This is a genomic window from Oleiphilus sp. HI0043 (genome assembly GCF_001634935.1).
On sequence record NZ_LWEY01001888.1, the window covers coordinates 12,719 to 39,118 of the forward strand.

22 protein-coding genes are annotated in these 26,400 nt (G+C 43.3%); 6 read left to right on the plus strand and 16 right to left on the minus strand.

Annotated features, from left to right (window positions below):
* Nucleotides 1–4: 4 nt before the first annotated feature.
* Complete coding sequence (gene aceE / locus A3729_RS28940; protein ID WP_068634550.1) at nt 5–2,665, minus strand: pyruvate dehydrogenase (acetyl-transferring), homodimeric type; 2,661 nt, start codon at nt 2,663–2,665, stop codon at nt 5–7.
* Between the two features lie 298 nt (nt 2,666–2,963).
* Here aceE and A3729_RS28945 point away from each other — a divergent pair, with 298 nt between their 5' ends.
* Nucleotides 2,964–3,599 carry a hypothetical protein gene (locus A3729_RS28945; protein ID WP_068512542.1) on the plus strand — a complete coding sequence of 212 codons (636 nt, stop codon included), beginning with the start codon at nt 2,964–2,966 and terminating at the stop codon, nt 3,597–3,599.
* A gap of 8 nt (nt 3,600–3,607) precedes the next feature.
* Here A3729_RS28945 and A3729_RS28950 read toward each other — a convergent pair whose 3' ends face one another.
* Nucleotides 3,608–4,189 (minus strand): TetR/AcrR family transcriptional regulator, encoded by a 582-nt coding sequence (locus tag A3729_RS28950; protein WP_068554852.1) that lies wholly within the window; start codon nt 4,187–4,189, stop codon nt 3,608–3,610.
* 138 nt (nt 4,190–4,327) lie between these two features.
* On the opposite strand from A3729_RS28950, the gene A3729_RS28955 reads away from it, so the two are divergent.
* Nucleotides 4,328–4,939, plus strand: a complete 612-nt coding sequence (locus A3729_RS28955; RefSeq protein WP_068554566.1) for a glutathione S-transferase family protein — start codon at nt 4,328–4,330, stop codon at nt 4,937–4,939.
* Between the two features lie 8 nt (nt 4,940–4,947).
* Nucleotides 4,948–5,607, plus strand: coding sequence for a glutathione S-transferase family protein (locus A3729_RS28960; protein WP_068554564.1), 660 nt, complete (start codon nt 4,948–4,950; stop codon nt 5,605–5,607).
* 383 nt (nt 5,608–5,990) lie between these two features.
* Here A3729_RS28960 and A3729_RS28965 read toward each other — a convergent pair whose 3' ends face one another.
* From A3729_RS28965 to crp, 3 genes are all read right to left on the minus strand, one after another.
* Complete coding sequence (locus tag A3729_RS28965) at nt 5,991–6,581, minus strand: hypothetical protein (protein WP_068554562.1); 591 nt, start codon at nt 6,579–6,581, stop codon at nt 5,991–5,993.
* A gap of 8 nt (nt 6,582–6,589) precedes the next feature.
* Nucleotides 6,590–7,603 (minus strand): hypothetical protein, encoded by a 1,014-nt coding sequence (locus A3729_RS28970; protein ID WP_068512552.1) that lies wholly within the window; start codon nt 7,601–7,603, stop codon nt 6,590–6,592.
* A 279-nt stretch (nt 7,604–7,882) separates the two neighbouring features.
* Complete coding sequence (gene crp / locus A3729_RS28975; RefSeq protein ID WP_068512556.1) at nt 7,883–8,524, minus strand: cAMP-activated global transcriptional regulator CRP; 642 nt, start codon at nt 8,522–8,524, stop codon at nt 7,883–7,885.
* Nucleotides 8,525–8,907: 383 nt separating this feature from the next.
* On the opposite strand from crp, the gene A3729_RS28980 reads away from it, so the two are divergent.
* On the plus strand, nt 8,908–9,327 hold the full coding sequence (locus A3729_RS28980; RefSeq protein ID WP_068512558.1) for an OsmC family protein: 420 nt from the start codon (nt 8,908–8,910) through the stop codon (nt 9,325–9,327).
* 59 nt (nt 9,328–9,386) lie between these two features.
* Here the strand turns inward: A3729_RS28980 and A3729_RS28985 are convergent, their stop codons facing one another.
* From A3729_RS28985 to A3729_RS28995, 3 genes are read right to left on the minus strand one after another with little or no spacing between them, the layout of a single operon-like run.
* Complete coding sequence (locus tag A3729_RS28985; RefSeq protein WP_068554560.1) at nt 9,387–13,466, minus strand: DUF1631 family protein; 4,080 nt, start codon at nt 13,464–13,466, stop codon at nt 9,387–9,389.
* Nucleotides 13,467–13,514: 48 nt separating this feature from the next.
* Nucleotides 13,515–14,837 (minus strand): amino-acid N-acetyltransferase, encoded by a 1,323-nt coding sequence (gene argA / locus A3729_RS28990; RefSeq protein WP_197470293.1) that lies wholly within the window; start codon nt 14,835–14,837, stop codon nt 13,515–13,517.
* A 30-nt stretch (nt 14,838–14,867) separates the two neighbouring features.
* A complete protein-coding gene (locus A3729_RS28995) occupies nt 14,868–16,145 on the minus strand; it encodes an LSM domain-containing protein (RefSeq protein WP_068554558.1) in 1,278 nt (425 codons plus the stop codon).
* A gap of 188 nt (nt 16,146–16,333) precedes the next feature.
* On the opposite strand from A3729_RS28995, the gene A3729_RS29000 reads away from it, so the two are divergent.
* Nucleotides 16,334–17,398, plus strand: coding sequence for a GGDEF domain-containing protein (locus A3729_RS29000; protein ID WP_068554556.1), 1,065 nt, complete (start codon nt 16,334–16,336; stop codon nt 17,396–17,398).
* Nucleotides 17,399–17,443: 45 nt separating this feature from the next.
* On the opposite strand, the gene argB is transcribed toward A3729_RS29000, so the two are convergent.
* From argB to A3729_RS29025, 5 genes are all read right to left on the minus strand, one after another.
* Nucleotides 17,444–18,340, minus strand: coding sequence for an acetylglutamate kinase (argB, locus tag A3729_RS29005; RefSeq protein WP_068512576.1), 897 nt, complete (start codon nt 18,338–18,340; stop codon nt 17,444–17,446).
* Between the two features lie 38 nt (nt 18,341–18,378).
* The gene (locus A3729_RS34400) at nt 18,379–20,979 is read right to left on the minus strand and encodes a phosphomannomutase/phosphoglucomutase (RefSeq protein WP_082865411.1); all 2,601 of its coding nucleotides are present in this window, start codon (nt 20,977–20,979) and stop codon (nt 18,379–18,381) included.
* A gap of 24 nt (nt 20,980–21,003) precedes the next feature.
* Nucleotides 21,004–21,465, minus strand: a complete 462-nt coding sequence (dut, locus tag A3729_RS29015) for a dUTP diphosphatase (protein WP_068512582.1) — start codon at nt 21,463–21,465, stop codon at nt 21,004–21,006.
* 76 nt (nt 21,466–21,541) lie between these two features.
* Entirely contained in the window at nt 21,542–22,780 is a 1,239-nt protein-coding gene (coaBC, locus tag A3729_RS29020; RefSeq protein WP_068512586.1) for a bifunctional phosphopantothenoylcysteine decarboxylase/phosphopantothenate--cysteine ligase CoaBC, read from the minus strand.
* Nucleotides 22,781–22,987: 207 nt separating this feature from the next.
* A complete protein-coding gene (locus tag A3729_RS29025; protein WP_068512589.1) occupies nt 22,988–23,197 on the minus strand; it encodes a cold-shock protein in 210 nt (69 codons plus the stop codon).
* Nucleotides 23,198–23,427: 230 nt separating this feature from the next.
* Here A3729_RS29025 and nth point away from each other — a divergent pair, with 230 nt between their 5' ends.
* The gene (gene nth, locus A3729_RS29030; RefSeq protein ID WP_068512591.1) at nt 23,428–24,063 is read left to right on the plus strand and encodes an endonuclease III; all 636 of its coding nucleotides are present in this window, start codon (nt 23,428–23,430) and stop codon (nt 24,061–24,063) included.
* Between the two features lie 41 nt (nt 24,064–24,104).
* Here the strand turns inward: nth and A3729_RS29035 are convergent, their stop codons facing one another.
* From A3729_RS29035 to A3729_RS29045, 3 genes are all read right to left on the minus strand, one after another.
* A complete protein-coding gene (locus tag A3729_RS29035; RefSeq protein WP_068554554.1) occupies nt 24,105–24,683 on the minus strand; it encodes a YceI family protein in 579 nt (192 codons plus the stop codon).
* Between the two features lie 27 nt (nt 24,684–24,710).
* Complete coding sequence (locus tag A3729_RS29040; protein WP_068554552.1) at nt 24,711–25,268, minus strand: cytochrome b; 558 nt, start codon at nt 25,266–25,268, stop codon at nt 24,711–24,713.
* Nucleotides 25,269–25,442: 174 nt separating this feature from the next.
* On the minus strand, nt 25,443–26,246 hold the full coding sequence (locus A3729_RS29045; protein ID WP_197470107.1) for an aspartyl/asparaginyl beta-hydroxylase domain-containing protein: 804 nt from the start codon (nt 26,244–26,246) through the stop codon (nt 25,443–25,445).
* Between the last annotated feature and the right edge of the window lie 154 nt (nt 26,247–26,400).

The window sequence follows — 26,400 nt, forward strand, 5'->3', positions numbered from 1 at the left end:
CTGGTTATCGTTGAGTTGGACTTAGACAATTTCGGTCAATACCGAATTTGCGCATCGCATCTAGCACTACCTTCGCTTCAACCTTCCCTTCTTCAGAAAGTGCACTCAAAGCCGCCACCACGACATAGTGTCGATCAATTTCAAAAAACTGTCTTAATTTCTGCCGAGTATCACTCCGGCCAAAACCATCAGTCCCCAGAACCGTATAGCGCTTCGGTAAGTATGCTCGAATCTGCTCGCCATAAAGGCGGATATAGTCAGTCGATGCCACCACTGGTCCTTCACGTTCACCCAAGCAAGTTTCGACATAGCTTACTTTTTTCTTTTTATCCGGGTTCAACATATTCCAACGAACGGTCTTCATGCCATCTCGCGCCAATTCATTAAAACTAGTGACACTCCAAATATCACTTGCGATGTTATATTCATCACGCAAGATTTCGGCAGCAACTCTAACTTCATTTAATATGGCACCACTACCCATTAACTGAACGCTGAGTTTCTTTCCTCGCCCCTTAGGTTTAAGGGTATCGAATAAGTACATCCCTCTCAGGATTCCCTCTTCGGAGTCTTTGACCAAAGCAGGCTGTTTATAGTTTTCATTCATAATACTCAAATAGTAATAAACGTCTTCATTCTCCTGATACATACGACGTAAACCATCTTGAATAATCACCGCTAATTCACAGGCATAGGCGGGGTCATAAGCGATACAGTTCGGTATCGTTCCTGCCATAATATGACTATGTCCATCTTGATGCTGCAGCCCTTCTCCGTTGAGCGTTGTTCGACCTGCAGTTCCACCAACAAGAAAGCCGCGAGAACGCATATCGCCCGCCGCCCACGCGAAGTCCCCAACACGTTGAAACCCAAACATTGAGTAGTAAATATAGAACGGTATGAGCGGGTAATCATGAGTGCTATATGAGGTTGCGCAGGCCATCCATGCAGCCATTGCACCCGCTTCATTAATCCCCTCTTCCAGAATCTGTCCACCTTGATCTTCACGATAGTACATCACCTGATCACTATCATTCGGCACGTATTTTTGACCTTCAGAGGTATAGATGCCAAGTTGACGAAACATTCCCTCCATACCAAAGGTTCTCGCTTCATCCGGCACGATTGGCACGACGCGCTTACCGATACGCTTGTCCTTAGTTAAGGACGAAAGCATTCTAACAAAGGCCATGGTAGTTGAGATTTCTCTCTCACCACTGCCCTCTAGTTGATTCTTGAAAAAACTCAAGTCAGGCGTCACCAAAGGCTGACTCTGGGCACGCCGTTTTGGATAGAATCCACCTAGTTCCTCTCGGCGTTTTTTCATATAGACAGCTTCAGGGCTGTCTGCTGATGGCTGATAGTAAGGGATTGATTCTATATCGTCATCGCTGACAGGCACCCCAAACCGGTCACGGAATGCCTTAAGTGTTTCGACATCAAGTTTCTTCAGCGAGTGAGTACTGTTTGTTCCTTCACCAACCTTACCAAAGCCATAACCTTTGATCGTGTGCGCCAGAATAACGGTCGGCTGACCTTTATGATTAACCGCCTTATGATACGCAGCATAAACCTTGTAAGGATCATGCCCGCCACGATTAAGTTGCTCAATATCCCGATCACTCAATTGCTCAGCTAACTTGGCAAGCTCCGGATAGCGACCAAAGAAGTGCTTCCTCGTATAAGCCGCACCATTTGACTTAAAGTTTTGCATCTCGCCATCAACCACTTCATCCATCGCGCGCTGCATCGAGCCATCAGTATCTTGATCAAACAGAGGGTCCCACATCCGTCCCCAAATAACCTTGATAACATTCCACCCTGCGCCGCGGAATACCCCTTCAAGTTCTTGAATAATTTTACCGTTTCCTCTAACAGGCCCATCCAACCTTTGAAGGTTACAGTTCACGACAAATATCAGGTTATCGAGTTTTTCTCGCCCCGCTAGAGCTATGGAGCCAAGCGTCTCAGGCTCATCTGTCTCGCCATCGCCTACAAAGCACCAGACTTTTCGATTGCTTTTATCAGTAAGCTCTCGACTATGTAAGTACTTCATCACATGCGCTTGATAGATGGCTTGTAAGGGCCCTAAGCCCATAGATACCGTTGGGAACTGCCAATAATCAGGCATTAACCAGGGGTGAGGATATGATGGCAAACCATTTCCATCTACTTCATTTCGATAATTATCCATTTGCTCTCTAGAAAGCCGCCCCTCGATAAAGGAACGAGCATAGATACCTGGCGAAGTATGCCCTTGAATATATATAAGATCCGCTTCGCGCTTATCATTTCCCGCGTGAAAGAAGTGATTAAAGCCAACATCGTAAAGTGTCGCACTCGAAGAAAACGAGGATATATGTCCACCTAGTTCCCCCGGCCGTTTATTTGCCCTGAGTACCATCGCCATTGCATTCCAGCGAATAAGAGAGCGAATCCTACGTTCCATAAACAAATCGCCGGGCATCCGAGCTTCTTGGTCAGTAGGAATTGAGTTGCAATACGGCGTCGTCACTGAATATGGTAACTCACCACCTAACTTGCGAGCCTTCTCAGATAGTAAAGCAAGCAAATACTCCGCTCGCTCCATACCTTCATTATCGATTACAGACTGAATAGCTTCTAACCATTCCGAGGTTTCAATTGGATCAGAATCATCCAACATAGAGCACTCCTTAGGACACTAAATATTATTATTCTCTAAGAAAGCCAATCCTGGCACGCGAATCACCGCCAAAAATAAGCCGTCTTTACACATGACTCTAAGTTTAGACCCTCATTAGCAATAGCGTTAATTGAGTTTAGTAAAATAAACAACAAGCATAACGTGAATAATATTCACATTATTAAATGTACATATAGGACTTAAAACTGTATTATTTGTAACCAGCCGCAATTGATCTGCAGCGATATGTTCGAATGGAATATTTTTTTAGCTTTACTATGTTGTGTGTCTTGTTGAAATGAAAGCTCCGCTTATTCTTAGTATTTCTCTGCCCTTAATGTTGATAGCAAGTAAGTCACTTGCTTCGCAGCCAATTAATTCTCAAGAAAAGAGCACTATTGCCACTTATCAATCTTTGGCAATGAGCGAGTCAGACATGGACGACGTCTCTGCCATTGCCGGCATCTCTGTTTTGGACATATACGGCTCGCCTGCCGCAGGCTTAACCGTCGATAGCGAAGATGACGAAGCAACGAACTCTAACGGGAAAAATTCATACAATGAAGCAGAAGATACACAAGATTTTGCATCCCACGAGCTGAAGAAAATTGAAGACGGTGGACTGGCTACCACTCAAGCTAGTAATGATATAGCTTCGCCAACTGAAACATTAACTATTGAAGATAATTCAGTTGTCAGCGGTGCCGCACAAAGCTTTACCACCACCAGTGAAATAAATTATAAACCGAAGAATTTTCAGCATGAAATGAAGCAACTAAGTGGTGACTCAATTTCTATTTCACGTAACCTTCATGTAGACCTACTAAAAATAGAAAATCTTAGTGGCGATCATTATGACGAAAGCCGCTCCGCGGGCAGTATTTACCTATCCGACTGGACTTCTCGAGGTGACACAATCCTAACGCCTCGTTAGAAACCACCTTACCAGGCAGCGACCGTATTTCTTAGTATTTGCATCTGCCCTTCAATCTGCGCTTTAGAGTTAACAGCTCTGCGCCAGACAATCATCCCTTGAAGCTGGCAGAGCACAAATGCAGTCATATCCTCACTTCTCATTGTAGCTGGCTGCTCTCTTTGTATTTCATTTATTGCATTAAAAATAGCATCACGAAGATCATCGACCAGCAGCTTTAGAACCGACCTCACATCGGCGTCTTTTGAAATCTGGCTTAAGCCAGTATTCTGCATCATACATCCTAACGAACCCGCTTCAGACTGAAGCTGCTCCAAAAGCAAAACAAAATAATCATCTAAACGCTGCCTTGCAGGCTTATCACTCTTAAGCGGCGCTAACAAATAAGCTAGAACAGTCTTCCTATAATGCATTAAGACCTTTATGAATATTTCTTTCTTATCACCAAAGGTATTGTAGACACTAAAGCGGTTAATCCCAAGCTCATCTACCAAGTCTTGCATAGACGTTGCTTCATAACCCTTAAGCCAGAAAAGCTTCATTGCTTTATGCAACACTCTATCCGCATCAAATGCTAACTTACGACCCATATGCCTTTCTCAATGAATGTACTAATAAAAACTAATTATAGATTATTCTTGACCGGTCGTTTAGAAAAAAATACCATTCTAAACGATCAGTTAGAAAAATTACTAAATCCCGACCAATAACGAATAAGGAAAAACCCTATGAAAATATATGAGATGAGAATCGCACCGAACCCGCGCAGAGTCCGAATTTTCTTAGCTGAAAAAGGGATTACGGACATAGAGTTCATTGAGATCGACCTTCAAAAAGGAGAAAACCTAAACTCAGAATTCAAACAAAAAAATCCATTGGCTAAAGTTCCGGTTCTAGAGCTCGATAATGGCCAAACAATTTCTGAGTCCGTCGCCATCTGTCGATACTTTGAAGAGCTATATCCAGAGAAGCCTCTAATGGGTGAAACTGCTTTCGAAAAGGCTCAAATAGAAATGTGGCAACGTTGGGCGGAGTTTTACTTTCTGATGCCAACAGGTATGTGCTTTCAACACTCAAGCGGCTACTTTAAAGACAGAATGAATCCAATTAAGGAATGGGGAGCCGAGTGTGCCACTCATGTTAGAAAATTTATGACACACCTGAATAAGCATTTAGAGCACAATACATTTCTTGCCGGTGACACATTCAGCATTGCTGATATTACCGCACTCTGCACAATGGACTTTAATCGAGTGAATCAGATATCTATAGACAAAGAACAAGTTCACCTTCTGCGCTGGTATAAAGAAGTTTCCTCTCGCCCATCGGCTAAAGCCTAGGTACATATATGATTGATCTATATACATCACCAACCCCTAACGGACACAAGATTAGCATTGCGTTAGAGGAAATGAATATTCCTTACAAAGTAATCACTGTTGACCTATCTAAGGGTGAACAAAAAACGCCCGAGTATATCGCTATTAACCCGAATGGGCGAATACCGGCGATTATTGATCACGACAACGAAGGTTTTACTCTTTTCGAATCGGGGGCCATCCTGATCTACCTAGCCGAAAAGTCGGGAAATTTTTACGCACATACACCTAACGAGCGCGCGCTTATAAATCAGTGGCTAATGTTCCAAATGGGCGGAATTGGTCCAATGATGGGGCAAGCAAATGTTTTCTTTCGCTACTTTCCAGAAAAAATCCCCGCAGCTATTGACCGTTATCATAACGAGGTAAAGCGTTTGTTTGGAGTACTTGACTCTCACTTAAGTGAACATGAGTACCTGGTAAACAATTACAGCATTGCAGATATCGCAAACTGGGCTTGGGTTCGAACCCACAACTGGTCGGGTGTTGAAATCGATAGCTATCCAAACTTGGAAAGGTGGGTAAAAGCAATATACGAACGGCCGGCAGCATTAAGAGCCATTGATACGCCAAAGCGCCCTCGCTCAGAAAAAGTCGTTGCTAGTGGGCAAAAGATAATCGTTACCTGACAGACAGCGCTAATCAATTAAAAAGCGGGGAGCAGTGTGCTTCCTTGCGCACTACTCCCCGCTACCCAAGCTGAAGTCTTGCTGACCTCTTGGTAGGTTGATAAACCCTCATCACAGATGCTCATCCTTGAGCCCTACCCGCTTGTTCACGAAGTTAACAGCCAAATGCCACTGAAAGAATAATAATACTCGCTAAGCAGCATCCCTCGACTCCTCATGATAGATAAGGCTAGTTCGCTAGCATAAACTCTTCCGCGGCGTATCCCTTGCGTAAGGCAAAGCTAAATCCCTTTACTGCGTGAAGAACGTCTTATCTGGAACTAATGTTATAAGCAATTTTTGGGTGTGAATAGTTGTAGCTACAACCTTTTCAAAAAAATAGTCTAGTGATACTGAAATAACTTGGCCAGTACGCGGAAGGCCTTATCATTTGGAACAGAGCATATACTGAGCTTGTTATATATCGCCAATTTCTTTTTATTAATAGCTTGCTGGGAGATTCCCTTCATTTCAGATAATTGATTAACATCGTAAATTAACAGTTCTCTAGCAAGCTCCTGATCAGAGGAGCTGAGCTGTGCAAAAGGACTATCCCCCTCAATAAACGTATCCCCCTGGGCTGCGGATATAATCGCACTCCAACAAGGAGCGAAGCCCTTATTTTTATCCAAAACGGCATAACACCCCAGGCGCATCATTTTTGCTGCGCTCAAGTTATAAGAGTTTGGACTGGTTAGGATAATCACCTGGCCTTTGAACTGTCTACCGAGCCAGCCAACCAAAGCCCAATAATCAACCCCTGGGATTCCTGCATCGACGAGAAGAATGCTCTCGCTTCCCGCTAATAGAAGCTGCTGTTCAAGCTCAGGAGATATTTGGTTGAACGTCTCAAATTCGCACCCCAGCAATACATCTAGAGATATTCTTAGCGTATCGAGCAAGACCTGATCGGTAGAGATTACCTTAACGTGCACCTTCACTCCTAACAAACCAGACAAAGCGAATAGGTTTCGTCATAACTAATTTCTGCTCGTAGATTTGACGCCTTCGCCAACATGAAAAACTCTAGTTTTAAGCAAGCTAATTCTGCACCACGCTCAACACTTGATAGTAAGGGGTTAAAGTAATCGTTATATGTAAATCGCCCTCCAAGATCAAAGTGAATACACTCTCTTTGAGGCTGAACCATGTCTTTAATGTCATAACCTAAAATGGAGTAATAATCTTTAAGGGTCGCAAGCATCAACACCATTGCAGCCTCATTACTTTCAATATTGCGATCAAATCGTTTTTCGCTCTTGATACCGAACTGACGCAGCAACTTAGACAAACGAAAATTACTATTCATCGCTGTCTCAACTTCTCTAGCATAAACTCTTTTAACTGCCGCTATTATTCTCTGGCTTAGAAAACGCTTGAATTGCTCGCTATCCCGAATACATACCTCGTCCATATAACGCTTGGAGTGCAGCCAACCTCGCTCACATACAGCCAAATACTCTGCTGGAAATAACACCAATTGTTCTCGATGCTGTTTGCTTAATTGCGCTTTTTCAATCCCCTTTTTCAGAACAGCCAAGCGGTCATCTATAACCTGCTGAATACAGCTATTCTCACTCAAAAGCTCCTCACAGGCTTTACTCAATAAGCAGCTCAACACAGCATCCAGCTCCAGATTTTTTGGAGTCTTTGATAAGAGTTCACCGCTATCGATAAAGCTACTAGTCGAAACAACCTTGATATGAGGCCAACGCTGATCAGCTTCGTTTAAAAATGAATATGCCGAAAAGCTGGCGCTCTCCTCATCCATCACAACCAGAAAATAATCAGCGGGTTTATGTTCCAAAAAGGAAATAGCTGATTGAATAGAGTTTGCACTTTGTATACGCAGGCCTTTAAATTTAGCTACACGTCGCGCAGAAGAACATGCTAAAGAATCATCACTAACAAACAAGAAGGCTTTGTCTAATTGCAAGCGGGTCGAATTCCATGTCATCACTTAAATCCTTTTATGATCACTGACTACTAACCGAACAAACTTATCACAGGTGCCGAGACAAGAAAGCCCGACCATATAATTAAAGGGTCACGGGTCACATTCACCTTATAAGCATATTCCATCGGAATCCAGACCGAAGGTCAACCACTATTTACATTGCTATTTGAATTAAACCTTCTACCAACAAAATATAGAATAGGTATATTACCCACAGCCCAAACAAAAAAAGCAGGCTAAGCCTGCTTTTTCTTAAACAAAATGGGAAAACCTAAAGAGTTAACGCGTACCGTAAACCACCATAGTTTTACCCTTAACCTGAACTAATCCCTGATCCTCAAGGGTCTTGAGTACACGTCCAACCATTTCACGAGAACAGCCAACTATTCGCCCTATTTCTTGACGCGTAATCTTAATTTGCATGCCGTCTGGATGAGTCATCGCATCAGGTTCTTTACATAAATCCAGTAAAGTGCGTGCAACACGACCCGTTACATCAAGAAATGCTAAGTCACCCACCTTACGCGTTGTCTGTCGCAAACGACTCGCCATTTGCTCACCAATAAAATACAAAATACGCGAGTCTTGAGACGATATTTCCCGGAACTTGTTGTAGCTGATCTCAGCAACTTCACACTCGGTTTTGGCTTTAACCCAGGCACTTCGAGAGTCCAGATTATCAAACAAGCCCATCTCACCGAAGAAATCACCGGCATTCAAATAAGCCATGATCATCTCACGACCATCATCATCTTCAATGATTACCGTTACCGAGCCTTTAATAATATAAAATAAGGAATCACTTTTATCGCCGGCGTAAATGATTGTACTTTTACTAGGGTATTTTCTACGATGACATTGCGATAGAAAGAAATCGAGGTGCTTTGTTTTACTTTCTATCGGTTTGAGTATTGTGGACATTCTAATTTACCTTTTTATTTGCTTACTTATCGTCAAGCGTTACTTCCTGTAATAGGCCAAAACTGAATCTTTATTCACTTTTTATCAGCAAAAACCGTAGCTTAGCCTACTATAATTCAGCTCAAGCACAAGGTTTTTCAATTCCTTTTTCGTAATAACCTTAAGTAACTCTTTGATACTTTTAAAAAGTATAGATCAAAAAAACAATTCCACAGTGATTATTAATTAGGGATTTATGTTACTCTGCATCATCATTTTGTAACATACACACTAGAGCAAGTGACATTCGAGGAACCAACAGTCCTCTACTCGCTTTTTTAAGTACTTCTTCGACGCAATTTCGCTAATTCAATTCTCATTACGAATACTCATTAGGTACACACATGAACGTAACAATTAATTGGGGCGGTGACGCCAAATTTGTAGGTCAATCAGGCTCAGGTCATGAAATAGTAATGGATGGCCCTCCTGACCATGGCGGAAAAAACCAAGGCCCTCGACCTATGGAAATGCTGCTACTAGGTTTGGGTGGCTGCACATCATTTGACGTCATGAGCATTCTGCAAAAATCCCGTCAAAACGTAACTGACTGCCAAGCAATTATCGACGCAGAACGTGCCGACGAAGTCCCCAGTGTTTTTACCAAGATCAGCATCCACTTCATTGTCAGTGGTGAGCAGCTTAAAGAAAGCCAAGTAAAAAGAGCCGTTTCTCTCTCTGCTGAAAAGTATTGCTCTGCTTCGATTATGCTTGAGAAAGGCGGTGTGGAAATCGCTCACAGCTATGAGATAAAAGAAGCCTGAGCCATAGTTCTTGAATATATAGAGCGAATTAAACTCACTAATTCGCTCTATGCCTCTTGCTATAAATCGATATAAGCAGAGACGGAAGAGCCCTGAACAAAATCGACCTTCAAGTGCTTCATTTTTTGCAGACAGATGGCTGTGTCAACGGCATTAGCCAAGACTTTCTTACCTAAATAGTGAGCGATTTCTATAATCGAATCCGCCGCCTTTTCATCACCTTCGGCTTGATTCAGCTCTTCCATAAACGACTCATCAATTTTGATCATATCGAAAGGCAACGCTTTGAGAAAGGCAAACGGAGACCGCTCTGAGCCAAAGTGATCGAGACAAAATTTGAAGCCTTCCGCTTTTAATTGGTTCATATAAGCCACCGCAGAGTGAATATCTTCAATCGCTGCGCAGTCATATAGATCAAAACATACTTTTCTAGCGGGAATTTTCCCTGCTCTGGAAAGAGAAAGCATTTGTTCAGTAAACTCTTCATCGCATAAAGAGTAACCACTAATCTGCACTCGGACATAGTTCTCATCATCTAAAACAGGGTGCTGATGTGCCTGCAAGGCTATCAGCTGCGCAATCCACCATGCATCCAGCTCTTTGGCATCTTCATCGCCACTGACCTCAAAAGGCGATTGCCCCCCCTCAACAAAGCACAACAGGTTCACGTGATTCTGTAATACGCTATTGCTGCTCGACGCATCGGCCTCACTCTCAGTATTGTTTAAACACTCCACAACCTGCATCTTCAGCTCAAGCGTCAGCGCACTAAAATCTATATCTTCAGGTAAAATGTTTTCTGACTCGTCAATATATAAAGTCGGGATATTGTCTGAATTGGCGACAGGCTCTGGTTCATTAACACGAACGCCATCCGAGGCAAACTCGTCTTCAAGCTCATTTCGATACTCTGAATCTGATCCATCGACACCCTCATCACTTTGATGTATTCGGGCAAAGCTCTCTTCAATTAACTCTAATGCAGCACGAATCATTGACTCTGGGTTATAAAACCCCATATGCGCCTTACTTTCACCAATCAACACTGACAATGCAGTCTCTTCAGACTCACATAGAGTCTCCAGCGTATCCTGGCACCGCAAACCTAAAAACTCTTCGCCATGGTCAACCGTAAATAAGACGAAGTCAGAATCATTAACCCGCCCTAAAACACCACCACCAAGCATACCACTCAATTGACCTGCAACATCCTTAGCGAAACTCGGCTCCAAACTTGCTGCATCATCTGTTTTGGTATCGTAAAAACGAATATAGAGTAAGTAACACTCTGCAGTTCGCTTGCCTTTCTTCATCAAGGTTCTAACCTGACGACAAAACTCTGATTTACGTATTAGGCCTGAACCTTCGTCATAATTCGACTCATACGCTATCTTGTCGTAAACCTCGGCAACCATATTGTCGAGGCTCTGGTTAACCATGGGTAGTTCATAATCAAAATCCAGAGATATTCGCCGGTCTCTTAGGTACGTCGCAAACTTTAGTAAGCCCAGCTCAATAACTTTCATACCCTGATGGTTTACACATACGAACTTGCTATAGCCTTTCGCTATCCAGACCAAGCGCATGTATTGCGGTTCCTTTCCTTCTCGCTCAAGTTGCAGCCAAGTACCCGTTTCAATAGATTTTGCTTTTAGAATCCAGGTTTTGAGCTCTTGAGACTTAGTAAGGTTTCGTTGCACCAAGTCATCTTCAGTCTCTGGCAGGTCTTGTAACTTAGCTTGCACCATATTATGGCAACCACGTGGCGCATTTTGAATAAGATGCTTTAACGACTCTCTTACAGTGCCAGACGCTTCATTCGTTCCCGATACCTGTTTCAGACCTTCTTGAATAACAGGAATAATTTTCTTAGCATCAACGGGGATTTCAGGATTGTCTCCAAAAGCAATTAGACGATCAAGAACCGATAAATAAGTATGCCACTGCTCACTATCTTCACCATATTTTATATGGGTGAGGTTCAGCAGTTCCTTCCAGCCATTTTCAACCAACACACTAACGGCTGATGGAACCTGCTTTCCAGCAAAACGTTGATTAAGTGCTGTTGCAACCGCAACCTTGGCCTCATCAACCTTATGCACACCATCAGCAGCGGCTGCCACTCGCTCTACATTCTTAACATATAGCTTGTTTTGCTTCTCGATCAATTGGTCCAATTCTGCCAGGACGCTATCGAATATTTCAGTATCTTGTTCAAACTGCTCAACAATCTGCTCTACTAATTCTGACACCTTTCGCCGGCTTGCAGGGTTCAAGGTAACACCTTTTGCGCCAAGCTGAGCAATACGGTTCATAACAGCTCTGACGGAGCTATTATGATCTTCAAAGAAACGCTCATCTTTCAGTAGCACTTTCAGTACTGGTACTTCAAGTTTAAGTAGGTGCTGTTTTGCTTCAGAACTAATACGGGGGTTATTCCGCATACTGTAAAAAAAGCGATCTACGACATCGATAGCAACCTTCTGTTGCTCATCGAGTGCTTTTTCAGTTCCCTGCTGTTTGAAGCTCTCCTCTACTCGGGACATCAAGCTAGGGCGTTCTTCCAGCTTGTCAGCATCACTAGCACCTTGAAGCTCAGCAAGGCCTTCGGTGAACTCTCCTTGCGAGTAATTCTCTAGTGGAGCGCTGGCCTCACCTAAGCGCTGACTCTGTTCAGCTGATTTTTTCCGCAAAGATCGCATCAAACCCACAACATTATTTAGCGCACTTTGCACTTCTGCCTGATTTTGTTGGAATGGACTATCGCCACCCATTTGATTTGCTTGACCGGATAGTGTTCCTAGACCTGGAGCCGCACCTGAAGGAGAGCTTGCGGACTGAAAAGGCGGCGCTGTTAATGCAGCGCTTTGAGTATCAGCTTGCCCGGTTCCACCACCAAGAGATTCGATAAAGGAAGAACGCTGCTCTTCTAACGGGGCACTTGGCGCTCCCAAGGCATCTTGGTTTTGTTGAGTTTCAGCGGAGGTAGCTAAACTTGCTTGGCTTTCTAAACTGGCTGCCATAGGGGACGCTTCCGGCACATAGCCTGGCCTTCCCGCCACACCAGGCCCACCTGCAGAACCACCCTGAGCTGAATTTTCTTGCTCTTGCGGTCTTTTCTCCTGAGAGGGCTCTGGTTTTGATCGCTTAGGTTTAGCTTCTGCACGTGACTTGACTGCCTTAGCCAGATCCATATTCGGTAGAATATTATGGTTAACCAAAATCTGGTTTAAACCTAAATACAAACTATCAAGCGACGTCATTACCTGCTTTTCAAACACCTTGAAAACCAGTTTCTCTAGTGCCCCACCCAAGCGCAGAGGTATAACGGCGGCATGAAAAGCACTCACCAACAATGCTGGGCCAAAAACACTTTGGTGATGGTTTTTATCACCAATTCCTACCGCATCCAAACGGACTTTAAGAGGTAATAATTCGGCACGATATTGAGTTTCACATTTGGTAATCAAGACCCTTGAAGTCAACCAGTCTTCAAAGTCACCTTTATCGACAAGCGATAGGGTATCGCTCATTTTTGTAGACATATCCAGATGCTCTTGATATGCCCCTAAAGGATCTTGCACTCCAATTGAAAAACCAGCTTGCAGTTCACGCTGACTCTTCTCTACTTTCTCAGCAGCGGCCATTAGCTCATTGGCTTTTTGGTCACTTTGGGCCTGTATTGAAGCTTGCTTTATTTCCTCAATTAAAACTGGCCAAAGGTCTGTCATTAAGGGAAGTGTCGTGCTATGAATCCTTTCTATACACTCCTCAACAATCTTTTTGCTCTCTTCGCTTGGTGCCGAACGTGCACCCTGGTTCATAGCAACCAAAGCACGGATAGCTTGAGGTTTACGCTCAGTAAAGCGAATACCAAAAGCTCCTGTCATCATATGTGCGAGATGCGCACCGATGTGAAACTCTTTACCACGCAAGTCCTTAAAAGAAAGGTCCAGTAAATCTTCTTTTCTAAGTATGGCCAAAAAGTCGATATACTCACGATCAAATTTGAGAAACATACCGTCAGGGCAATAGTCTGCAATCACACAAGGAACATGGTGGGTTTTACCTAAGTGCAGTATTGCCTCATGATGAATCGGTCGACGAATACTTGAGCGACGTTCCTGACTCTTGTTCATTGCGTAATCCGCTGTTGTTGAGTTCGATTAATATGGTCCATGAATAGTCTAAATCTGTTTCATCAATACTTTTGCATTGCGGCTAGAGTTATAGTTTTTCCCGCCAGGCAAGTGCTCTGAAGAACTCAAGCCGAAGCCCCGTTCTTTAAACCATTGTTCAGTCTTAGTTGTTAACACAAATAAACGGGATAAGCCTAGAGACCTTGCTCTATCTGTTACAGCTTCTAACAAACGATCTCCACGGCCTTTTTGTCGATAATCCGGATCGACCGCGAAACACGAGAGTTCACCGGCCTTGTCTTCAGTAAAAGGATATAAACCAACACAAGCTATGATCGCGTTGTCACGAGCCTCAACCAGAAAATAATCTAATTCCGTCTCAAGTAGCTCTCGTGAGCGTCTAACCAAATAGCCTTGCTCTTCAAGAGGACGAATCAGGTTCAAAATACCGTTCGTATCTTCCAGTCTCGCTGGCCTTATTTGGTCAAAGACTTCGACACTAACCATTGTGCCATGACCATCTCGGGTAAATAACTCTTCAAGCAAAGCACCATCATGAGCATAACCAAGCAAGTGAGCTCTAGTCACACCAGCCTGGCAAGCTATCGCAGCGGAATATAGCAAATTCAAGGGAGTACCCGCGTCAATTAGCTCAGTACCAGCACGTTTTGTGTCGACAAGAGACAAGGCCTCTTCAGCCGTCAGCTGCTTTACTGCTGTGCCTTTTTCTGTCGAAATAGGGCTTTCACTACCTAGAAATATCAGCTTATCTGCTTGTAGCCTTACCGCTAAGTCCCCTGCGAGCTCTTCGTAGCTTAAATTGAAAATATCACCACTCATAGAGTACCCAGTTGCAGGAATCAAAACGATTGAGCTTGACTCTAAGCTCTGGGTAATAGCCTCGACTTCAATCTTCCTGACATGCCCCGTATGGCCCATATCGACACCTCGACTCACACCATGAGGCTTTGCCATAACAAAATTGCCACTGACTACTCGAATTTTAGCCCCGTGCATTGGCGAATTCACAACCCCCATAGAGAGGCGAGCCTCGAGCTCCGAACGAAGTCTTCCGTAGGCTTTAAGCACCGCAGGCATCATTCTTTCTTCCGTTACACGAAGGCCCAAGTGAAATTTTGAACGTATCCCCCGGTCGGCAAGCTCCTCATCTATTTGCGGACGAGCCCCAAAAACAATAGCCAAGCGAATACCCAAGCTATTTAGCAAACTAATATCATTGATAATATTCGCCAGATTATGGTTTGCTAGCGCTTCTCCGCTTAGGGCGAGCACAAAAACCTGATTACGGTGAGCATTTATATAGGGGGAAGCATTTCTAAACCAGCTCACCCACTCTTTCATTTCAGTCATCTATTTATGAATACCTGAGTTGGCAGCGTATTAGCGCCAAACTTCGACGAGTTCTATTTTCTCATTAGCAAAAAAGTAATCTGCAGTCCCACCGCCAAAAATAAGCGTCACTTCAATTTTTTGTTCGTCAGCAGATTTCAACAAGCCCTGGTAGGTTTTGCCATCCTTGAGTTCAATTCTTACTTTACGGTCGACGAATTCGGATAAAACCATAATATCAGTTGGCTGATAGCGTAAATTACTCAAAACCACTGTCGCCTGACCGCTGCTCTCTGGTTTTTTAGGTTTCTCTTCAAGCACTGGCTCAGGCCGATAATAACTGCCATCTAAAAACAGCTGCAACGATTGACTCATTTTGCCGTTGATATTTGCACTTATTGCTAGACTAGACACTAGTTCCTGATCATAAAGTCGTTCTAACTCTCCCAACCTTATCGGCACAGGAGGTTCAACTTTTAACTTCAAGACACCGCCTTGCAACAATTTATCACGATATAAATCTTCGACAGCCTCATTTGCCAGCATTCCTATCCCCGCCATACCTATTCGCCAAGCTTGAGAAGCATGTTTTGCATAGGCCTCAGGCTCTAAGCCACTCTCTTCCGTGCATAAGTTCACCATACGACGAGCATAGCCCGCATCTAAATGACTCATTTCTAGGTTATGAATATTTATTGCTGACACATTTCCCGTTTCAATTACGGTATTAAGCCCTTCCAAATCCAGACTTAGGGCCAACTCTAACTTTCCGATCTTATCGATGTCTATCGACAGCGTAATCATATCTTTGCCGCGGGCTTGCTCATAATAGATGCGACCCGAAGCCGATAGCTCTTCTATCCCCATGGCTTTTAAAGCTGAGAAATCCAGAGATGAACGATCTCCGCAAGCAAACAAGCTCATTGGAACCAACACCTTATCGCCAATAAACAGAGCCATCCATTCATCAAGACCGCGCCCCTTAAAAGGCATTCGCAAGCCAGAGTAGCTCATTGAAATCGGAGCAGTCAATTTGCCTACTTTTAAGCTAGGCAAGGCTGTCATCATTGAAGATGCATTGCCTAAACCGAGCGTAAGTTTGTCTATATTAATCGGACGCTTCAAACTAAAAGGCGTTAAAACAAGTCCCTCAAAATGGATATTCCCTTCAAAGTCAACCGATAGCCAGGAATAGCTTAACGAAAGGCTTTTACTATGCTCTTGTTTAAAACTTTCTATAAACTGCATCGCAGAGTACGTGGCATAGGCCTTGATGCCTGCTACAAGGAGCAGCCCAAGAATCAATAAAGCCCCTAACTTCTTAATCATTTCTTATGTTCCAAGTAACTTATCCAACTTCGTATACAAACTATAGCAAATATTCTAAGAATTTAACTTTATCTTCAGATATTTAGGTCTAAGCTAAAATCTATAAGCTGTAGGCAATTAATGGGTTAATCACTGCCAATTCAGCATTTCACCATTTATATAGCTAAAGTCGAAGTTAGACCCTTACCATGAAGCACTCAGATGATGTATCCAGAGCAGTAGACCTTCTGAAAAAAACGCTGCCGGAAATGAACAAACGAAATATCGCTACTACGCCTAATAATTATGCGATTTGGTATGAGTTCGTCGTGGGTGACAACCCGGAACTTAGCAAAGCAATTCAAGAACTGGATGCTAAGAAGACAAGCTATACCACGGAAACCCTTCAATCACTCTATGAGAAATATATTTCAGACGCCCACGAAGCTGCAGTCAATAAGCTGAGCAATAGTGTTAAAGAAATTATTCATAACTTTCTCAACAAAGTTAATAAGGAGGGTCACGGACTAACTGATTACGCGCAGACCTTATCGTCGTTTTCTGAGAAAATGGAAGGTGCCAGTGACATCAGTGATATAAAGTCACTCATTAGCCATCTGCTAGATGAAACCAAGAAGCGTGAAAGCGCTACACAGAGTATGCAAACTTCCCTTGAAAGCATGGCGCTTGAAATGAAAAAACTCAGGGCCGAAGTATCAAAGCTTAACTCTGAAGCAACAACAGATTCCCTCACAAAGGTGAACAATCGCCGTGCCTTTGATATGGAGATAGAAAACTTTATTTCTTCCAGCAAAGCCGAGAAGAAACCATTATGCCTACTGTTAATCGACCTGGATGATTTCAAGCGTTTTAATGAACAATTTGGTCATACAATTGGCGACAAAGTTCTTCGTTTTGTCGCGACACTCTTAAAAAACAACATTAAGGGCTGCGACTCGGTTGCTCGGTTTGCTGGCGAACAATTCGCAATTCTACTGCCTGAAACGGCCTGCGAAGGAGCTTACATTGTCGCTGAGAATATTCGTGAGCGCTTATCGAAACAAACTTTATCAGACAGCGCAGAAAAGATTGAACTAGGAACTGTCACAGCTTCGATCGGTGTCGCCGTATACAAGTATGGAGAGAGTGCAGAGCAGCTAATTCGTAAAGCTGATAAGTTCATGCACGAGGCAAAACGTTCAGGAAAGAATAAAGTTGTGGGCGGTTCAAATGTAGGTTCTGACAGCAAAGAGTCATCAAGTACGCTTATTTAAAACAATCAAGCGGCCATAATTACTGACCGCTCAGCACACTAAGTACTAGTCATTAGTAATCAGCGTTCCAACACCTTCATCTGTAAAGATTTCCAAAAGTGTTGAGTGGCTAACTCGACCGTCAATAATGTGCGAACTCTTTACTCCGTTTTTCACAGCCTCTAAAGCGCACTTAATTTTCGGCAACATACCGCCGTATATCGTTCCATCAGCAATCAACTCATCGACCTGAGCAGTTGATAAACCTGTTAACACCTCTCCCGATTTATCCTGCAGACCAGAAATATTTGTCAGTAGAATAAGTTTTTCTGCTGCTACCGCCTCAGCTACTTTTCCAGCAACCAAGTCAGCATTGATATTATAAGACATCCCATCTTCACCGACTCCGATCGGTGCAATAACGGGTATCACATCACTTTTGGTCATCATATCAATAACCGAGGTATCGACCGACTTGACCTGACCAACATGACCGTAATCTATAATTTCTGGTCGATCAACTTCTGGAGTTATTTTATCGACATGAAGTTTAGTTGCCTTGATCAGGTTTGCATCCTTCCCTGTAAGACCTATTGCCTTACCTCCATTGCTGTTAATAAGAGCAACAATTTCCTTATTCACTTTTCCGCCCAAGACCATCTCGACCACATCCATCGTCTGGCTATCGGTGACACGCATACCATCAACGAAGTGGCTTTCAATATTCAAACGCTCAAGCAAGTCACCTATTTGGGGGCCGCCCCCATGCACAACAATCGGATTGATGCCCACCAACTTCATCAACACAACATCTCTTGCAAAGCTGTTCTTTAAGTCTTCGTTCTCCATGGCGTTGCCACCATACTTAATCACCAAGGTTTTACCTGAAAAGCGCTGAATATAAGGCAGTGCTTTGCTTAATACTGAAGCCACCTGGCCAGCAGATTCTCTTGTTAAACTCATATTTTTCCTAACAAACAATAAAGGTCAGAATGGTTGACCTAAAAATTACATTCAATTGATGGATCGACTATCTGAAGCTGCGTCCTAAATATCGACTTCACTTCTTCTAAAGCTGCCTCATTATCAGCCTCGAACCTCAGAACCAATACGGGAGTGGTATTGGATGCACGACATAAACCCCAGGCATTTGGGTATTCGACTCGTAAACCATCTATCGTGGAAATATTTCCACCAACAAACTGGTCTTTCAAAGCACACAGACTTTCAACGATCATAAATTTAGACTCATCTGTCACACTGATATTTATCTCAGGCGTACTTAAGTCTTCAGGAAAATCGGCAAATACTTCTTCAGAAGAGCGATCTTCAATACCCAAGACTTCTAATAAACGAGCGGCAGCATAGAGACCGTCATCGAAGCCAAACCAACGCTCTTTGAAGAATACATGACCACTCATTTCACCAGCAAGTAATGCCCCGGTTTCTCTCATTTTAGCTTTCATATAAGAGTGTCCGCTCTTCCACATTACCGGGCGACCGCCATAACTGCTAATCAAACCATTAAGGCGTCGAGAGCATTTAACATCAAATAAGATATCTGCTCCCGGGTTACGGGAGACAACGTCTTTGGCGAACAACATCAACAAACGATCAGGCCAAATAATCTTACCTGTATTGGTTACAACGCCCAAACGATCTGCATCGCCGTCGAAGGCTAAACCGATATCCGCATCATGCTCTTGCACTGCGGCAATCAAGTCTCTGAGATTGTCTGGGTTACTAGGGTCAGGGTGATGATTAGGAAAACTACCATCAACCTCACAATGCAATGGAATAACTTCACAACCAAGTTCTTCAATTAGTTGTGGCGCAACCTTCCCGCCCACGCCGTTACCCGCATCCAATACAACTTTTAAAGGCGCAGCAACAGCAATATCATTTAGAATTGTGTCCATGTACTCTTGGGTCACATCGCTATCTGTACATGAACCTTCTCCATGCTCAAAGTCCTGCAACAAGATACGGTTGTAGAGCTTTTGAATATCATCGCCAGCCAAGGTTTTACCATCAAGCATGATCTTAAGGCCGTTATAATTAGCTGGATTATGACTGCCTGTAATCATCACACCACTTCCTGTTTTAAAGTGGTGCGTAGAGAAATATAAAACCGGCGTGGGAACCTGCCCAACATTGACGACATCCAGGCCGGTACTCAAGATCCCGCGGATCAATGAATCCGAGTACGGTACGCTAGAATAACGACCATCAAACCCGACGCATATCGCGTTTTGCCCTTGAAGAAGCGCCTCACTTGCAATAGCTTTACCTATTAACTCTACAAGCCCTTCGTTTAAGGTTTCGTCAACCACACCCCGGATATCATAGGCGCGGAAAATAGTCTGGGGAATATCTATATCCAGACCTTGCACTTCCGAAACCATATCATCTGTATCACCAAGCGCTCCAGAGCCTTCTGCATCATTTAACACATCCAAATCAAGCAAATCATCATCAAACAGAGGCGCATCATCTTCTACGTCATTCGAAACAGGAGCTGTTTTTTTAGACTGCTCTTCTTTTGGCTTATTAGCGGTCTGTTGCACAGACTTCTTCGCACTCGCGGATAAGTGCTTTATGTGTTCAGATACAGCTGACGACATTGCTGTGAACTCTCCAAAGGAGAAGGAGGCACGCCCAGTTTTGCCACCCGAAGCAAGCCCAGCTGCCATTTGACTAACTTGAAGAATATCTTTACGAACACTTAGCATGTTCATCCGAGCGATTAACACTAGCCCAAGAATTAGCACAACACCTACCCCAAGCAAAATAATCATCACCATTATTCGGTCAATCTGTAAGGACTTTCTAGCATCAGGAGCGTAGGTAATTGTGACGCCAGGCACACTGGTAGCACTCTTTAGTTTATTTGCCGAGTTGCCTTTTCCAAAGGATAAGATCGCTCGCCCGGACTGAGATGCCAAAGCCACCTCACCAGCACTTGCCGCCTCACTCTGCTTGAGAGTTGACTCGATGATATTCAACTGAAATATAGCCAGCATAATATCACCAGACAACGCTTGTGATTCACGTTGTTTTACAGGGCTTGCAAACTGAATATACCAAACACCTTCGTTAAAGAAGGGTTCTATTAATAAGCTCTCTTTCTTTAGCGAACGCCTCAGCAAGTCGATACTGGCAAAAGAAAGCGCTGGGTTATTTTGTCGCAAACTTTCTAGCTTGGAACTAGGCACCTGATAAACAGCATCAAGCTCTGCCCAAAAGCTCTTAAGTTGACGACTTGATAAGCCTTCTTCGCCAGAATCTTGTAAAGATATATTGGCTACACTTCGCTTTTTCGCATCTATGTAAGCATTAAAACTTTGAGCCAGAGAGTCTAGACGCTGTTGATCTACCTCTGCATTAAATGCAATTTCATTTTGACGTAGCGAGAACTGGTCAATTAAAAAATACGATACAGTCAAGCCTATCAACACAAGTAAGGCCGGTTGGTATATCCACGATACCAGGCTTTTTCCTACTTTTGTTTTCTTTGAAGATTTGACTTTCTTCGCAGGCTTCTTGGCTGCCGCCTCTTCTTTAGTGCTATCTTTGACAACCGTATCTTTCTTTTTGAACATGCTCAAGCTCTCACTCTATTGTTACTATGCTCTGCCAGTCGAACCAAAACCGCCCTCACCGCGAGCACTTTCCGTAAATTCTTCAACAACCTCAAATTGCGCCTGAACAACCGGCACAAGCACTAACTGCGCAATGCGTTCACCAACCTCAATAACAAAGTTTGAGTTCCCCCGGTTCCAGCAAGAAACCATTAACTGCCCTTGGTAATCTGAGTCGATCAGGCCTACCAAGTTGCCCAAAACAATACCATGTTTATGCCCAAGTCCGGATCGCGGTAATATCATCGCAGCCAGATTCGGATCTTCGATATAAATAGACAACCCTGTAGGTAACAAAACGGTTTCACCAGGAGCCAGCTCTATGCTTTTATCTAAGCAAGCCCTTAAATCTATTCCAGCAGAGCCTTGAGTTGCGTATTCTGGCATGGGGATTTCTGAACCCAAGCGTTCATCCAAGATTTTTACCTGTAGTGTTTGTCGCGTCATTATCAGATCTTCTCAATATTTATTTACTGTCGACATAAGTTTAGATGCTTCTTTCGCTTTGTATATGCGAGTTTCGCTAAGAAGCGCTTCCATCCATTTTTTTTGCTATATCCTTTACTATTTCTTCAGCTAAAGAGGCTTTGGACTGCTTAGCGCAAGCCTTTTCATCTTGCGCAGTAATTATCCATGCCTCATTCTGATCACTGTTAAAGCCTATCTCGGGCTTGGATACATCATTCGCTATAATCATATCCAAGTTCTTACGCTTAAGTTTGTCTCTGGCATAATCCAACACATCATGTGTTTCTGCAGCAAAACCAACGGTAAAAGGACGTGACTTTAATGAGGAAACTGTCGCTACAATATCCGGATTTTGCTCTAAGGTAATAGTCATCGACTCGCCTTCATCAGGCTTCTTCTTTATTTTCTTTGTTTGTATCGTCTGAGGCCTGTAGTCCGCCACCGCTGCACACGCAATGAAAATATTATTTGAACCGCCAAGCTGTGCCAAAACAGTATCCCTCATTTCTACTGCTGACAATACATTCAAACGCTCAACTCCATCGGGCGCGTCAAGTTTTGTCGGGCCAGAAACCAAGGTAACCTTTGCCCCTGCACGAACACAACTTTCAGCAAGTGCATAGCCCATTTTCCCCGAGCTGTGATTACTAATATAGCGGACCGGGTCAAGCGCTTCCTGTGTTGGTCCGGCAGTGATCACTACCTTACGCCCAGCCAATAAGCTAGATGGTTCTTTAGTAATTAATATCTCTAGCGACTCACACAGCTCCGCGGGCTCTAACATTCTGCCAGGACCGACATCCCCACAGGCTTGTTCTCCCTGTGCTGGCCCCAGGATTGTCACTGCAGACCCCAGAGTTTTAGTCAATTCAGAAATATTCCGCCGAGTCAGTGGGTTCAACCACATAGCCTGATTCATTGCAGGCGCCAGGAATACCTGAGCAGTACTAGCCAACAGCAAAGTATTAAGCAAGTCGCCCGCCATACCTTGAGCATATCTCGCTAAAAAGTCAGCTGTGGCTGGAGCAACCAAGATAAGATCTGGCCATTTTGCCAGTTCAATGTGACCCATTCCTGCTTCTGCATCGGAGTCTAACAGTTCAGTTTGGACGGGGTTACCAGACAAAGCCTGCAGGCTAAGTGGGGTAATAAATTGCTGAGCTCCCCTACTCATCACAACACGTACTTGTGCGCCAGCCTTAACGAGCTGCCTGCACAGGTCTGCAGATTTGTAAGCTGCGATACCGCCGGTTATCCCAAGTAATATCTTTTTGCCGCTCAGTTTGGAGCTCATACCTACTTCCCTTCACGATAAAAGCGAAAAGATACCACTCATAGCCCTCGATTTCACGCTAAACCAAGAGTTTATTAGGAGTTCGGCGTCAAGCACTCTCATGCGAACTGCTCACTCTGCATTTTTTACAGGCAAAAAAAAGAGCGCTAAAAAGCGCTCTTTTTCAATAAGCTGATACCACGAGGGTAGCATGCTCATCGAGAGAAATTACATAGGAGTAACGTTCTCAGCTTGTGGACCTTTCTGACCAGTACCAACTGTAAATTCTACAGTCTGACCTTCAGCAAGAGTCTTGAAGCCATCAGATTGAATAGCGCTGAAGTGTACAAACACGTCTGGGCCATTTTCCTGCTCGATGAAACCAAAACCTTTAGATTCGTTGAAAAACTTAACTTTACCAGTAACTCTATCTGACATAATCATATCCTGACTAAAAAACTAAAACATAAAATCGCCGAAAAACTGGATATAACTTATGCTTACCGGGTTGAACACTATTACTAGCAAGTCTAAACACAGAACATAAAAAAATAGCCGGGCTTTCTAGGCTGCCTGCAGTATACTCTATTAAATCTTAAATACAAACCTCATACATAAAGAGTCACAAAAAGTAAACATTCCCTACCGCCTATATTAGCTACTACCTTATGAATAAAAGCAAACGCACTGAAATTTTTACACGCTTACGAAATGAAAACCCATCCCCCGAGACAGAGCTGAACTACAGCTCCCCTTTTGAGTTACTGATAGCTGTCGTCTTATCAGCCCAAGCAACTGACAAAGGTGTAAATAAAGCAACCGATAAACTGTTTCCCATTGCCAATACCCCCGAAACAATTAGAGACTTGGGCCTTGATGGCTTAAAGGCTTATATAAAAACCATTGGCCTGTTTAATGCAAAAGCAGAAAACGTCATTAAAACATGCAACATACTGATAGATAAGCATAATAGTGAGGTCCCACAAACCAGAGAAGAGCTTGAGGCTTTGCCTGGTGTAGGAAGAAAAACTGCAAACGTGGTATTGAACACGGCATTTAAACAAGTTGCCATGGCCGTCGACACGCATATTTTTAGAGTGTCCAATCGGACAAAAATCGCACCCGGTAAGAATGTACTGGAAGTTGAAAAGAAGCTTCTTAAATTTGTTCCCAAAGAGTTCTTATTAGACGCTCACCACTGGCTTATTCTTCACGGACGTTACACATGCGTTGCCAGAAAACCTAAATGCGGCGCCTGCTTAATTGAGGACTTATGCGAATTTAAAGAAAAAACCGGCGAGTAATTACTTACTAGCCGGTTACAATAATTATCCTGAATTAGGGGCTACTGTCGAATACCTTCGATGTTCAGCTCAATTTCTACGTGTGTCGAAGCAGGGCCCAAGTTACGGGTAATACCGTAATCAGCAAGCTTTAAGCTCGTCTTACCGGTGAACCCAGCTCGATAACCACCCCAAGGATCTTTCCCTTCACCCACCTTTTCAACCGGGAAACTAATACTTTTACTTACCCCATGAAGCTCGAAATTCCCCGTTACTATCGCACTATCTTCATCAATCGCCTTAAAGTTCGTACTTTTAAAGGTCGCAAGCGGAAACTTCTTAACATCTAGGAAGTCATCACTTTTTAAATGCTTATCACGTTCAGCATGATTGGAATCAATACTATCAGTTTGAATTGTCACATTAATTGAAGATTTTTCAGGTGCTGCAGCATCATAAGAAAAACTACCGTCAAACTCATTAAAGCGCCCTAAAAGCCAGCTATAACCCAAGTGCTTTATCTTAAAGGAAACAAATGCATGCGCGCCCTTTACATCGATCGCATAATCAGCGGCATTCGCAACACCTACTGGGCCAAGAGTACCAAGCGCCAATAGACCAGATAAAATTAACTTCTTCATATTATTCTCCTAAGTTGGATTTGAGACTTATTTCCCCGACCGTAACATTTTGACCAAGGTTGTATCTTTATCAATAAAATGGTGTTTTAAGGCACCTGCCACATGAAGTATTACCAAAACAATCAAAGTCCAGGCGAGATAAAAATGAATTTCGCCTGCTATATCTTCCTGGTTCTCGATCAAAGAAGGTAGTGCTGGCACATCAAACAACTCGAACACGCCTACACCTCGACCGTCAGCAGTAGAAATAAGATAACCACTACTCATTATCAGAAACATAAGAATATATAACATTAGATGCACTAGGTGCGCCACCTTGTGCTCGAACGCCTCACCTTTACGCCCACTTACCTCGGGTTGTGGAACAATGTTAATAGTGCGCCAAATGACTCGAAATATGAGCGCCAAGAGCAGACATACACCAATACTTTTATGCAGATCCAAAGAGCCCTTATACCAGGAATCATAATAGCTGAGCTCAACCATGTATAAACCCAAGCCAAAGAGGAAGAATATACTAACAGCCATGAGCCAATGAATTATAATAGCCACCAAACCGTAAGAACTTACTGTATTCCGGATCATCACACATTCCTGCTAAACAGAAGAAACAATGATGTCACTATAGATCAAGGACACTTGTGCGGAAATATAAAATATGCAGAAGCGTTGTGCATAATTGCACACAGAGTAAATTGGGGTGCGCGCTCTTATTCTAGAAACAAGAGAGTTTTATATCATAGCGAGTATGGAAACTAGTTATGAGAAGATAATAAACGGCGTAGCGATAATTAATAGCAGAATTAACAGCAACAGCGAGTTAAAAACAAACTGAAGCCTTTTATAAAGCGGGCGATTCCGCTTTTTAAAGGCCTTCGACCATTCAAGAAAAGGTGTAACAGTGCTGAATAGGCGGTTAAAAAAACCTTGGCGATCTATCGATGTATTAGGCACTAAAGTTGCGCGTGCCAAGAGCTTGTATACCCAGTTAATCCCTCGACCAAATATATTCATTGGACGCTCAACATCAAACATTAGAATCAGTCGATAGTCTTCGGTATTGTTGTTCACATAGTGAATATAAGTTTCATCAAAACAAAATGCCTCACCATCCCTCCAAGAATAGCTTTTGCCATCAATATTGATAAAACAGGCATCTGAGTTAGGTGTAGATAGCCCAAGCTGATACCGGTATGAGCAGGCAATGGGATCGCAGTGGCGAGTCAACTCTGAGCCTGGAGGCAACAAAGTAAACATTGCACCGTTTACTGAAGGAATGTTTTTTAGCAGCTCAACTGTATTAGGGCATAGCTTCTTTGCAGATTCATGCGTGTAACCATACCAGTTGACATAGAATTTACTCCAACCATGCTTATAGAAGGTTCTAAAGCCAACATCATAGTACGATGCAGAGCCTTCTTTGGTTGTCTTCTCAAAGTAACCCTGCTCTCTAAGACTCTCCGCCTCTTCACGCACGAGTTCCCACTTGTCAGTAAGGGACTGAAGCTCAGCAAAATCATCAATATTAACAATCGGTTTACGATAATTTCGCTTGGTCGACACATACAGAAAACAATTGAGAGGAGCAAAAATTGGCCAAGCTTTCCGGAGATATTCGCGAAGATTCTTATAGCGCACCTCTCCTCGATAGTTATACACATATACACAGCTGACTGTACTCAGTGCCACAACGAGAAGAATTACTAACAGAGCAAGG